The 11,950-nt window shown below is 50.7% G+C and carries 15 protein-coding genes; 10 read left to right on the top strand and 5 right to left on the bottom strand.

The window, feature by feature from the left end; genetic code table 11:
- The first annotated feature begins 19 nt into the window (after positions 1-19).
- The 4 genes from pyk (at position 20) to gpmI (ending at position 4,683) form a co-directional block, all read left to right on the top strand.
- Entirely contained in the window at positions 20-1,456 is a 1,437-nt protein-coding gene (gene pyk / locus ACF8O8_RS08815; protein ID WP_392509552.1) for a pyruvate kinase, read from the top strand.
- A gap of 154 nt (positions 1,457-1,610) precedes the next feature.
- Positions 1,611-1,784, top strand: a complete 174-nt coding sequence (locus ACF8O8_RS08810; RefSeq protein ID WP_392509551.1) for a hypothetical protein — start codon at positions 1,611-1,613, stop codon at positions 1,782-1,784.
- Entirely contained in the window at positions 1,777-3,045 is a 1,269-nt protein-coding gene (gene eno, locus ACF8O8_RS08805) for a phosphopyruvate hydratase (RefSeq protein WP_392509550.1), read from the top strand. The genes ACF8O8_RS08810 and eno overlap by 8 nt, the downstream gene beginning before the upstream one ends.
- 108 nt (positions 3,046-3,153) lie before the next feature.
- Positions 3,154-4,683: a 2,3-bisphosphoglycerate-independent phosphoglycerate mutase gene (gene gpmI / locus ACF8O8_RS08800; RefSeq protein WP_392509549.1), complete on the top strand. Its 1,530-nt coding sequence runs from the start codon at positions 3,154-3,156 to the stop codon at positions 4,681-4,683.
- 67 nt (positions 4,684-4,750) lie between these two features.
- Here the strand turns inward: gpmI and ACF8O8_RS08795 are convergent, their stop codons facing one another.
- The 4 genes from ACF8O8_RS08795 to ACF8O8_RS08780 all read right to left on the bottom strand — a co-directional run bounded on the left by ACF8O8_RS08795 (position 4,751) and on the right by ACF8O8_RS08780 (position 7,169).
- Positions 4,751-5,194, bottom strand: coding sequence for a tautomerase family protein (locus ACF8O8_RS08795; protein ID WP_281869261.1), 444 nt, complete (start codon positions 5,192-5,194; stop codon positions 4,751-4,753).
- 48 nt (positions 5,195-5,242) lie between these two features.
- A complete protein-coding gene (locus ACF8O8_RS08790) occupies positions 5,243-5,629 on the bottom strand; it encodes a PaaI family thioesterase (protein ID WP_392509548.1) in 387 nt (128 codons plus the stop codon).
- On the bottom strand, positions 5,626-6,045 hold the full coding sequence (locus ACF8O8_RS08785; protein WP_392509547.1) for a MarR family winged helix-turn-helix transcriptional regulator: 420 nt from the start codon (positions 6,043-6,045) through the stop codon (positions 5,626-5,628). Before ACF8O8_RS08785 ends, ACF8O8_RS08790 begins: the two co-directional genes overlap by 4 nt.
- Before the next feature lie 233 nt (positions 6,046-6,278).
- Entirely contained in the window at positions 6,279-7,169 is an 891-nt protein-coding gene (locus tag ACF8O8_RS08780) for a LysR family transcriptional regulator (RefSeq protein ID WP_392509546.1), read from the bottom strand.
- A 130-nt stretch (positions 7,170-7,299) separates the two neighbouring features.
- Here ACF8O8_RS08780 and ACF8O8_RS08775 point away from each other — a divergent pair, with 130 nt between their 5' ends.
- From ACF8O8_RS08775 to ACF8O8_RS08765, 3 genes are all read left to right on the top strand, one after another.
- The gene (locus ACF8O8_RS08775; RefSeq protein WP_392509545.1) at positions 7,300-8,046 is read left to right on the top strand and encodes an SDR family oxidoreductase; all 747 of its coding nucleotides are present in this window, start codon (positions 7,300-7,302) and stop codon (positions 8,044-8,046) included.
- Between the two features lie 102 nt (positions 8,047-8,148).
- A complete protein-coding gene (locus ACF8O8_RS08770) occupies positions 8,149-8,832 on the top strand; it encodes a glutathione S-transferase family protein (RefSeq protein WP_392509544.1) in 684 nt (227 codons plus the stop codon).
- Positions 8,833-8,903: 71 nt separating this feature from the next.
- Positions 8,904-9,653 (top strand): YkgJ family cysteine cluster protein, encoded by a 750-nt coding sequence (locus ACF8O8_RS08765; protein ID WP_392509543.1) that lies wholly within the window; start codon positions 8,904-8,906, stop codon positions 9,651-9,653.
- 57 nt (positions 9,654-9,710) lie between these two features.
- Here ACF8O8_RS08765 and ACF8O8_RS08760 read toward each other — a convergent pair whose 3' ends face one another.
- Positions 9,711-10,001 carry a hypothetical protein gene (locus tag ACF8O8_RS08760; RefSeq protein ID WP_392509542.1) on the bottom strand — a complete coding sequence of 97 codons (291 nt, stop codon included), beginning with the start codon at positions 9,999-10,001 and terminating at the stop codon, positions 9,711-9,713.
- Positions 10,002-10,087: 86 nt separating this feature from the next.
- On the opposite strand from ACF8O8_RS08760, the gene ACF8O8_RS08755 reads away from it, so the two are divergent.
- The 3 genes from ACF8O8_RS08755 to ACF8O8_RS08745 all read left to right on the top strand — a co-directional run bounded on the left by ACF8O8_RS08755 (position 10,088) and on the right by ACF8O8_RS08745 (position 11,931).
- Positions 10,088-10,297: a hypothetical protein gene (locus tag ACF8O8_RS08755; RefSeq protein WP_392509541.1), complete on the top strand. Its 210-nt coding sequence runs from the start codon at positions 10,088-10,090 to the stop codon at positions 10,295-10,297.
- 785 nt (positions 10,298-11,082) lie between these two features.
- Positions 11,083-11,337, top strand: a complete 255-nt coding sequence (locus ACF8O8_RS08750; RefSeq protein ID WP_392509540.1) for a hypothetical protein — start codon at positions 11,083-11,085, stop codon at positions 11,335-11,337.
- 297 nt (positions 11,338-11,634) lie between these two features.
- Entirely contained in the window at positions 11,635-11,931 is a 297-nt protein-coding gene (locus ACF8O8_RS08745; protein WP_392509539.1) for a hypothetical protein, read from the top strand.
- Positions 11,932-11,950 lie beyond the last annotated feature (19 nt).

Here is an 11,950-nt window from a genome sequence, read left to right as displayed (position 1 = left end):
GTCCCTGGAAGGTATCGGTATGACTATCCGTAGAACAAAAATTGTTGCAACTCTAGGCCCTGCTAGTAATTCACCGCAAGTCATTGAAGAGCTGATCTTGGCCGGGCTAGATGTGGCTCGTTTGAATTTTTCTCATGGAACTCCAAGTGAGCACATTGCTCGCGCTCGCTTGATTCGTGAGATCGCTGCCAAACACGGTAGGCATGTGGCCCTATTGGGTGATTTGCAGGGCCCTAAAATTCGTATTGCGAAATTTACTAACAAACGGATCGAGTTGAAGGTTGGCGATACCTTCTCGTTCTCAACGAGCCATCCCCTCACGTCGGGCAATGAGCAGGTTGTAGGGATTGATTATCCTGACCTGGTGAAGGACTGTGGTGTCGGTGACGAGCTCCTGCTTGATGATGGGCGCGTGGTTATGCGTGTTGAATCAACTACGCCCGAAGCCTTACATTGCATCGTCACTGTGGGCGGGCCTCTGTCAGATCATAAGGGGATCAATCGTAAGGGGGGCGGGCTCACTGCTCCTGCCCTTACCGAAAAAGACAAAGCTGATATCAAACTCGCTGCGGAAATGGATCTCGACTACTTGGCTGTATCATTCCCACGGGATGCCAAGGACATGGAGTACGCCCGCAAGCTGCGTGATGAGTCAGGAGGGACAGCTTGGCTCGTGTCAAAAATCGAGCGAGCCGAGGCTGTTGCCGATGATCAGACGCTTGATGAGTTGATCGCAGCTAGCGATGCGGTCATGGTTGCTCGGGGAGATCTTGGGGTAGAGATTGGCGATGCGGAGCTAATCGCTATTCAAAAGAAGATCATTCTGCATGCTCGGCGCAACAACAAAGCGGTGATCGTTGCGACCCAGATGATGGAGTCGATGATTTCCAGTCCGATGCCTACCCGCGCTGAAGTATCAGACGTGGCCAATGCGGTGCTCGACAATACTGACGCTGTAATGCTGTCCGCTGAAAGCGCTGCTGGGGCATACCCTGTCGAGGCAGTACGTGCCATGTCTCGTATTTGCAGTGGGGCTGAAAAGCATCCAACCAATGTGAAGTCTAGCCATCGATTGCACACGACCTTTGGGCGTTGTGACGAAAGCATCGCGCTGGCCGCGCTCTACACGGCGAACCACTTTCCTGGTGTTAAGGCAATCATCTCGCTTACCGAAAGTGGCTTCACACCCTTGATTATGTCTCGGCTTCGTTCTCATGTGCCGATCTATGCGCTTTCGCCTCATCGCGCTACCCAAGCTCGCTCCTCGCTGTTCCGTGGTGTTTATCCAATAGCATTTGATCCTGCCTCACTGCCTTCTGAGACAGTAAGTGAGGCCGCCATCGGCGAGTTGCTGAGGCGTGATTTGGTACAGCCTGGAGACTGGATCATTCTCACTAAGGGTGACAGTTACAATGTGGTGGGTGGTACGAACGGCATGAAAATCCTCCAAGTCTAACCTTCAGTAAATTGAACTAATTCTAGAGGTGGACGCATCAGCTTTGATGTTTCTAAGGTTTTGCCTCTAATCCTTGTCGGATATATACGGTGGCGCCACTCAATCGGTACTCACCTAGGTGCGGGTGTAGCCGCCATTGTCAGGGGGTTTCCAAATGATTGTTCAACAGAAAGTTGTTGGGTCTGCTTTGGATCAAAATTTTAAGTCTGATGACTGGCCGCGCGATTTTGATATTCGAGCTGAGTTTGCCGAACAACAAGAGTTGCTGGACGCTAATTATCAATATGCTGGATATGCATCGCAGTTGGAGGAAAGTAGTAATGAGTGAGTTCACTCGCATCAAGAAGGTCTTCGCTCGTGAGATCTTGGACTCTCGAGGCAACCCTACCGTAGAGGCTGTCGTTACTTTAGGTTGTGGAGTAACAGGTGAGGCCAGCGTACCCTCAGGGGCTTCCACCGGCTCACGAGAAGCCCTTGAACTGCGTGATGGCTCATGGCGTTATAAGGGAAAAGGAGTGATGCGTGCCGTAGAAAACGTTAATGTCGCGATCCACGAGCGTATTCTAGGCCTGGACGCCCTCGATCAGAGAGTGATTGATCAAGCAATGATCTCTCTTGATGGTACGGACTCGAAATCTATTCTCGGTGCTAACGCTATTCTTGCTGTTTCTTTGGCCACGGCTAAAGCAGCTGCAGCCGCTCAAGGTATCCCATTGTACGAACACCTTGCGAAGCTCTTTGGCGGGAACCCCACTTACTCTATGCCTGTGCCGATGATGAATATCCTCAACGGTGGTGAGCATGCGGATAATAATATCGATATCCAAGAGTTCATGATTCAACCAATTTCAGCTCCAAATTTTAGGGAGGGTTTGCGTATTGGCGCTGAAATATTTCATACCTTGAAGGCCGTGCTTTCAGAGCGTGGCCTGAGTACCTCTGTTGGTGATGAGGGTGGCTTCGCACCCTCCTTGGCCTCGAATGAAGAAGCGCTCGTGGTTATTGCTGAAGCTGTTAGTCGCGCTGGCTACGAGTTGGGGCGAGACGTAACGTTAGCATTAGATTGCGCGGCCTCTGAATTTTACAAGGAAGGTAAATATACGTTGGCAGGCGAGGGGAAGTCTCTGACTTCAGAGCAGTTTGTTGACTATCTTGCTGATCTCTGTAGCAAATATCCGATTGCGTCTATCGAAGATGGTTTGGATGAGAGTGACTGGGATGGCTGGGCTTATTTGACTGCTAAACTGGGTCAGAAAATTCAACTGGTGGGGGATGATCTTTTCGTCACTAATCCAAAAATTTTGAGTAAGGGTATTGAGCAAGGCGTTGCTAATTCCATTTTGATTAAACTTAATCAGATCGGAACTCTAAGTGAAACGCTTGATGCTATACGTATGGCGCAAGAGGCTGGTTATGCTGCAGTGATTTCCCATCGGTCAGGGGAAACGGAAGATACAACGATTGCCGATTTGGCCGTAGCGACTAACGCTGGGCAGATCAAAACTGGCTCGCTGTGTCGTTCAGATCGTGTTGGAAAGTACAACCGTCTGCTTCGTATTGAGGAGGCTCTTGAAGGCCAGGCGTCCTAAGGAACTGGGACAATCCTCGCAGATGCCAACTGACCACTGCTCGCACGGTTCATATCTAAGTGGATGTATGAATCGTGTGCGCCAGGATTATTATTCAGAGGTTCTCATATGACAACCTGCACTCTAATTATTTTGGACGGGATTGGACTGAGGTCTCAGCAGGAGGCCAATGCAGTAGCTGCGGCCAACACTCCGACCCTGGACTACCTTTTCGAAAATTACCCACACAGTGAGATTGCGACGTCCGGTATGGCTGTAGGGCTTCCTGATGGTCAAATGGGGAATTCCGAGGTCGGTCATATGAACCTCGGAGCGGGCCGGATCGTTTATCAAAATTTTTCGCGGATCAATAAAAGTATTGAGGATGGCTCGTTCTATGAGAACGAGGCTTTTCTAGAGGTTTTGAAACGTACAAGACAGCGAGGTGGTTCAGTTCATCTGCTTGGCTTATTGTCACCTGGCGGTGTACATAGCCACTTGGATCATTTTGTTGCAGCATCAAGTTTGGTTGCGGCGAATGGTATTGAACAGTGCTATGTTCATGCGTTTCTTGATGGAAGAGATACCCCACCCAAAAGCGCCTCAGAATCTATTTCTGCCCTTGAACTTGAGTTGGCCAGCAGTGGCAGTGGTAGGATCGCGTCATTAGTAGGGCGTTACTATGCGATGGATCGCGATAATCGATGGAGTCGGGTAGAGGCGGCCTACAGGTTAATTGTTCAAGGGCAAAGCAAGTTTCACTATGCAACTGCGCAGGAGGCTCTTCAGGAAGCCTATGCACGTGACGAAAGCGATGAGTTTGTCCAGGCAACATCGGTCGGAAGCCCTGTTGCCGTTAGTGAAAACGATGCTGTCATACTGTTAAATTTCAGGCCTGACCGATCTCGTCAAATATGCAAATCGCTCACTGATTCTAATTTTTCTGAGTTTAAGAGGCCTCTTGTCATAGGCAAGGAGCAGATGCTCACTATGACGCGCTACGCAGAAGAGTTTGATGTATTATGTGCTTTTCCGCCCGAACCTATAAGGAACAGCCTGGGTGAGTACATGGCCTGGCTGGGAAAGTCTCAACTTAGAATTGCCGAAACAGAGAAGTATGCCCACGTTACGTTTTTCTTTAACGGGGGGCAGGAGGAGCCATTCTCACTGGAAAAAAGGATTCTTGTTAAATCTCCGCTGGTAGAGTCCTACGATCTTCAGCCCGAGATGAGTGCCTTTGAGTTGACAGATAATTTAGTCGCAGAAATATTAAGTGCCAATCATGATTTGATTGTATGTAATTATGCAAATGGAGACATGGTTGGTCATAGCGGTGTTTTTGAAGCTGCGGTAAAAGCTGTGGAGGCCGTCGATCAATGCCTTCGACGTGTTGTGGATGCAGTGCTTGTGTCGGGTGGCAATTGCCTGATAACTGCAGATCACGGCAACGTTGAGCAGATGTGGGATCCGGAGGCCGGACAAGTTCACACTGCCCATACTCTTAATGCCGTTCCTCTCATCTACATTTCCGGTGGTAAGAAATTCGGCCTTAGTAATGGACGGCTGTGTGATATCGCTCCAACCATTTTGGATATTCTGAGTCTTTCGCAGCCCAAAGAGATGACCGGTATTTCGTTGTTGAAGTCTAAAGCTCAATAATATTTGGATTGTCTGTATTCTAGTTGCTAAGGCTTGGGTGTAAGGCTCCCAAGCCCTAGCGCTTAAGTCACCACTTGGGGCTACCTTCCGCTAGCTGTAATTCGCCTCTGCCAAACGAAAAATTCTCATTCGGTGCGGGAATTAGTGCTACAAAAATGTCGTCAGGGGATATATCTACTGCCTCGCAAACCAACCGATTCAAGGTGCTAACCAGAGCTCTCTTGTCCTCAAGAGGCCTGTGAGCTCCCAATAGCACGGTTACGATCATGGCATTTTTAGGGTCACGATTCATACCCATGAATGTGGGATGCATGAAGAGTTCATCATTCCCGTGCTCGCTCAGCACAACGAAGTGATCCCCTTCAGGTATGCCCAGGCCCTGAACAAGGGTTTGGTTGAATGCATGTGCGATTGAGCGTTTCTCTTCTGAAGAAAAACGACCTTTTGGCAGGTATGCAGTGAAGACTGGCATTTGAAGTTCCTCTAACGTGGCGAAGTGGCTGATGGTCACTCTATCTCTTGATTTGGATAGATATTACTTAGGCTCTAATGCGGCAGTTTAGGAGGGTATGTGCGTTGTCGTCATGTCTAAGAGGAGCCGACCTTGATCGCTCTCTACAGTTGTACGGATAGTCGAAACCTTGCGGCCTCTCTTAACGAAGCGGGCTGTAGCAATCAATCTGCCCTCGCTTGAGTTACTTAGCATATTTGCTGAAAGGTTAATGGCTAGAGGAAATCCTGCCATGCCTTCTTCAGGCGAAGCGCCCTGCAGTGCAAGGGTGGTCGCTACGACATCAGCGAACCAAATCATCGCCCCAGCGTGTACAGTACCAAACGGGTTGCGAATGCCTTCAGTGATTGGAGTTTGACCTTGGGCTTCGCTGTCCGATACGAGCGAAACATCAAACTCTATTGTTCCTTTATAGTGCTTGTTGAAGTCATTCATAATTCAGATAGCCTCATGAAAAGCTCATCCAAGCCTTTATCTAGCTCAAGCTTGGTTCCACTTCCTAATAAGTCGGAAATCCGCTGCTGTGCATTACTCCAATAGGGAGTTGCCTCGCGGACTACCTCAAGACCCAGATTTGAGATTTCTACCAAGGTTGAGCGCTTGTCGTCGCCCTGAGTCAACATGACCCAATCGTGACTCTTCAGGGTTGCTAGTGCCCGAGAAATGGAGGTGTGGTCTGAGCCCAGGTAGTCAGCCAGGCTCGTCACAGTCATCGTTCCGTTTTTCTTAAGCGCTGAGAGCAGACTGAACTGCGTGACTCGCAGGCCTACGGGACGCAAGGCATCATCGTAGAGCTGCGAAATATGTCTAGAAAGCCGCCTGACGCGGAAGCATGTGCAATCGAGGTTCATCTATCCAAAGTACGTGCATATGCACGTAATGGTCAACAGATTTTTAGTGTTTGGTAGGCTTCAACGATCTCCAGCACCACGACATGCTGCCTAGGCCTTGCTGCTGTCGGCTAATTGCTTCGCCGATGGGGGCGTAGGTGAGGATTCATGATCGAGAGCGTCAAATAGCCTGCAGCCGGTAGCGAGACCGGCCAGCGGCAGCAGTCTCGGAGACACATTAGCTAGGGTGAGGCTTAACATTCGTCAATCACGGGGCTGTTGGCGAATGCTTCCGCTATGAAATCCATGAATACCAGCGCCCTTTTAGGCATGAGCCGATCCGCAATGTAAACAAACTGGATAGGTACGGGAGGCGGATAAAACTCCTGAAGTATCAGTTTAAGATTTCCATTGCTCAAGCCCGCCTCGTAAAGCCATTGGGGCCCTTGTGCTATCCCCACGCCCGCATTGACTAACTCTCGGGTAGCCTCTGGAGAGTTTACTCTGAGCTTTCCGGTGACAGGTATGTCCACATTACGAAAACGCCATGTGGCCCCTGTGCTTAATAATGTATAAATTATACAGTCATGATGTTCGAGATCTTGTGGCGTGGAAGGAGTACCACGCTTCGCTAAATAATCTGAACTTGCGACGCATACCCGTTTGAATGAACCTAATGCTTTAGTTCGTAGTGTCTTGTCATCGAAGTGGCCGATCCGTAGTGCTAGGTCAGCGCCCTCGTCCACGAGGTTTACGAAACGATCATTAATCTGCAGGTCGAGCGTCAGTTCCGGGTAAAGGCTTAGGAATCTAGGTATTTCGGGAATGATGAAGGTGTGTGCCAGAGCTGTTGGGCAGGCTACCCTCAACAGCCCAGATGGTAAAACGTCGTTCTTCAGTGCCGATTCCGATTCAGCAATGGCATCGAGGATTCGACGTGCATCCGCATAGTACCGCTCTCCTTCCGGCGTAAGGGACAGTTTCCTGGTGGATCTGTGAAGTAACCGGGTCTTCAGATGATCTTCCAAGGCGGCTACATAGCGGCTTACGTTCGGTTGGCCAAGGCCTAAATCTCGACCTGCCGACGAGAAGCTACCCGTTTCCACAGTACGTACAAAGCATGTCATCAGTAGCAGACGATCCACGTTCCATCCTCCGATCTATGCTTGTGCGGCATGAATGCTATTCAATTTCGCCATCTTATCAATCATCTGGCATAGGTACATAGTACCCCTAACCGAGGCATGAAGGCCTCGCACACCAGGAGAATTTCCAATGGCAAGATTGCAAGGCAAACGCGCACTGATCACCGGCGGCACCAGCGGTATTGGTCTTGAGACCGCTAAAAATTTCCTGAATGAGGGGGCCAGAGTTGTCGTTACAGGTGTGAACCCAGATTCAATCGCTAAAGCCAAGGATCAGCTAGGGAGTGAGGTACTGGTACTCCAGGCGGACTCCGCCCACGTTGAAGCCCAGAAAAAACTCGCTCTCGATATCCGTGATCATTTTGGACAGCTTGATATCGCTTTCCTCAATGCTGGTGTTTCAGTATGGATGCCTATGGAGGCGTGGACTGAAGAGATGTTTGATCGGTCTTTTGACATCAATGTCAAAGGCCCTTATTTCCTGATTCAAGCACTCCTGCCGGTGTTCGCAAATCCGGCCTCGGTAGTATTGAATACTTCCGTGAGTGCTCACGTAGGAGATGCTAATTCTTCGGTTTACGCGGCTACCAAAGCAGCGCTGCTGAATATGTCGAAAACACTTTCAACAGAGCTGCTTGGGCGCGGTGTTCGTCTGAATGCTGTGAGTCCTGGCCCCGTGGATACCCCACTTTATGATAAGCTCGGTATTCCCGTTGAGTACAGGGAGCAGGTAAACGCTGAAATTGTTTCCGCCATCCCCGCAGGTCGTTTCGGCACGCCAGAAGAGATCGCCAAAGCGGTAGTGTACCTAGCATCTGATGAATCCAAATGGACGATTGGGTCTGAGATCATTGTGGACGGCGGACGCCGACTGTAAAAGTTCCTAACTTATCACTTTAGCGTTTGGGCGGGGCAGTGTAGGGCTTAGTAGGCCTAGATGTACTCGCTGTCTCGCCTCCTTTGAACATAGGCCTAAGAAATGTCCAATAACCTCAAACTCGTGAGCCATGGATTGTGTCCGTTCGTCCAGCGTGTCGCAATTGCGTTGCTCGAGAAAAATATTGCCTTCGAGCGTGAAACCATCGACTTGGCTAACAAGCCAGAATGGTTCCTTGCAATCTCTCCGTCCGGCAAGGTACCGCTGTTGATCGTAGGTGGGGAGGAGGAAAATCAAACTGTTTTATTTGAAAGCTTTCCGATATGTGAATTTATTGAAGACGAGTATCGCCAAGTACCATTACATCCGACTGTGCCTTTGAAGCGAGCTAAGCATCGAGCATGGATGGAGTTTGCTACAGCCGCAATGGGGGATGCTTGGGGAATGATCAACTCTGCCGATAAGGAGGGTTTCGTTCATAAGGCATCCGAACTTCGTGGAAAGCTAATGAAGCTTGATTCTGCCTTGGTCGCTGGGCCGTACTTTGAAGGGGCTGAATTCAGTATGGTCGATGTTGTTATGGCACCTATCTTCAGGTTTTTTGAAGTGCTTAACTCTTCAGAGCAGAATATCGTGCTGGAGGGGCTCCCTCGAGTTGAATCCTGGAGGCAATCGCTAATGACTCGTCCAAGCGTGCGTCAGGCTGTGTCTGCGGACTATTCCGAAAATTTAAGAAAATTCCTGATAGGTAAAAGTGCTTTCGTGGTCAGTGATTGTCCCGTTTAGGTCATTTTCTTAAAAGGCGTTGCTAGGTTAATTTTGAAAATGGTGCGCCAAGAGTACTTTCGAGTTCTTCTATGGAAAACAACTCTATCCGATTTGCCTGCAACGGATGTGGGGTCTGCTGTAAAGGTCGGCTGATTCCACTTACGCTGTATGAAACGAGGCAGTGGCTAAACAGAGGGCACGAGGTAGCAATTCTGCTTGAGGCATTCGATGAGCTTCATTGGAGTTCAAGTCCGGAGGAGTTTGCTCATGCCAAAGGCAGAGCGGTGGAAGTCACCAGTGGTGATGCCTCAATCCATGTCATTGCAGTATTTGCGGGCAATGCCCTAAATGCCTGTCAGAATCTGGGTGATAACAATCTTTGCGGCATCTATGACGAGCGTCCGTTGGTATGTCGAATCTATCCTGCGGAAATAAATCCGTTCATCCCTCTGAACTCTGCGAGTAAAGTGTGTCCGCCTGAGGTCTTGGATGAAGGTGAAGTATTATTTACTGACCGTATCATTGACCCCGTTCTGGCGAATCAGATTGAGCGCTCTCGAAAGGCAGACAGGGACGATGCTCGGGCTAAAATCGCTCTATGTGAAATCTTGGGGCTAAATGTTGCTGCGTGGAAAGGCAACGCATTTACTGTGTACCTGCTTGATCGAGAACAGCTGCTCGATGCCTTTGCTTTTTATGACGCTCTCTTGAGAGCTAGTCAAATTCGAACGGATTGGAAAGTCCGGGTCGACACTCCAGCTCTGCGTCAGAAACTTCAACAGTTTGGTGTGGCATTGGATGACCAAGAGGGAGCTGGCTATATCTTCCATCCCCTTTAACGCTTTGGGGAACACGTCAACGCCGTTGCAATCTCAGAATAATTTTATGTTCTTGAATCAGGAGACTAATGATTCCGGATCCGATGGCCATTTGGGCTCTCGCCAGCCTCGCATCACTTGGCCATCGATCTCCTGCGGCTCACACTCGACACGTTTTGAAGACAGGTGCGGGATGTAAGGCTTGGACGGAGGAACTGTGAGGCCAGAATGAGGCCGGCGGATCGACTTAGCGACCATATGGGCCTGCCCCAAGCCTTTTGCTGTCAAATGGATGATTACGTGATCTCTGGTGGGCTCGCCGGCGTTGACGGCGCTTTCACCATGGCGAATCAGCCTGACGGTGTTCATGGACTATCCTTCCCTGGCTCACGATGCTGGATTGCGCCAGGCTGGCATGGCAGCGAGTGGGATAGCCGTGGCGAAAGGGAGATATTGTGAAAAGAGATCTGAGCAAGGTGCTCATGCCCGATCACCCGTTGTACACCGAGGCCGTGGAAGCGCTGAAGGCCTACCATCAGGCCAAAGCTGATGGGGTCGTGGGGATGGAGTTGGAGCGTAGGCGGTTGATGGCTGAGCATCGGTTTCAAGCCGTCACTGATTATCAGCTTCGAGCCCTTGGCAGGCCGGCAGAGAAAGGCCATTGAGCTCTGGCCGACCACGTCCTACCTATCAGCAATTCAAGACTTTCTGCACGTCGTCGACCGCACCGATCCAGTGACGGCGATTGTCGCGTGGGCTGAATCCCAGCCTTTCGGCGAACGCTGATGCGTTGGCATTGGCAGACTCGATGGCGAGGTATCGATAGCCGAATTGGGAGCCAGCTCAACTAGGCTGCACCAGCGCTCGCCCATGGCCTGCACTTTCCTTTGTGAAGCCAATTCGAGCCAGGACGAGGCACTCTGTTGGCCAGTAGTCATTTGGCTTCACAAACATGCGGATGTAGATGTCGGACTGCAGGCTCAGGGCCGACACGGTCGCGAAAGTTCGCCATATCGCGGGGCTCTGGTAGGGGACAAAACGGGAAAGTATTGCCAAATGTTACAGCCCGACGAGGCTGGAACCCGCATGTTTGAAGGGCTGTGCATCCATACAGCACGATTTTGGGATCCAACTAACAATTTGCGCACAAGTTATCCACAAGGGGGATACCTTGCATTGCCAAAATGACCCCATTATCTTGTATCTCGTTTCTCCAGAAACCCCACATCTTGTGTTTTTGGCGGGCACGCTGCGGATTCAGAAAGGCAGCGGGTATGCGTGCAAAGTTTGGTCGCCGAGCACGCATAACCGCCTTCCCTGAGCCAATGCGGACATTGGTGGGACGCGCATTAGAGAAAAACCGAGTCTGGCTGTCAACCATCCAGCCCGGTTTTCCGCTCAAGGGTTGCTCCTGCCTATTTGATCCAATATCGATCAGGAGCACATCATCGTGCCGAAAAATACGAAGCAAACCTCCTCCACTGTAGCCACCCTGGCTTCCGAAGTCCTTCGCAGCGGCAGTTCGTCTGCGATCCAGAAGGAGCTGGCCGGCTCGGCTATGTCGCAGGCATCCACTGGTAAGCAAACCAGTGCCGAAATGGAGACCAAAGCCAGTCGGGTTCTGGAAAGCGACAAGTACAACGCCACCACCAAAGCCCTTGCGGGGTCGGTGCTTTCTCAGTCGAACAAAGACCGAGGCAACTGACATGGCCCAGTATTTCGTGAACCGGAACAAGCAGGCCAATGGTGACCATGAAGTGCACACCAGTGTCTGCACCTATCTGCCAGCGCCTCACAACCGTCTTGACCTGGGCTACCACATTACGTGTGCCACCGCTGTGCGCCAGGCTCGGAATGTCTATCCCCAATCCAACGGCTGCAAATACTGCTCTACCTTGTGCCATACGCAGTAGCCCTGGCCTAGCTGAAGACCAAACCAGGTGCTGCCCGCTTCATGGCGGGCCCACCTTACGGCAGTCGAGCTCACCGGGGAGAAAAATCCATGAGCTATCTCGTGTATTGCACGTTCGATCTGAAGAATGCGTCATCGAACGACTACGAAAAAGCTTACGAAGAGTTGAAGGGGATAGGGCTCGCCAAGGTGGTCAAGGCGGATGCAGGCCATAACGTGGTGATTCCAACCACTTCGACGATGGGCTTTTTTGACGGATCGGGAGCGGGCGCAGTCCGCGATTCTGTGCGCAACTCCGTAAAGAAGGCCTTTGCCAATCGGGGGCTCACCTCCGAGATTTTTATTGTCGTGGGCGGTAACTGGGCCTGGGGTGGGGCCACTACTTAACGGTTTATGGCCCTACGGA

It is taken from the genome of Pseudomonas sp. TYF_14 (assembly GCF_043105275.1).
In the GTDB taxonomy this organism is placed as follows: Bacteria; Pseudomonadota; Gammaproteobacteria; order Pseudomonadales; family Pseudomonadaceae; genus Aquipseudomonas; species Aquipseudomonas alloputida.
The sequence above is the reverse complement of the archived record's forward strand: the minus strand, read 5'-3'. Positions and strand labels throughout refer to the sequence as shown.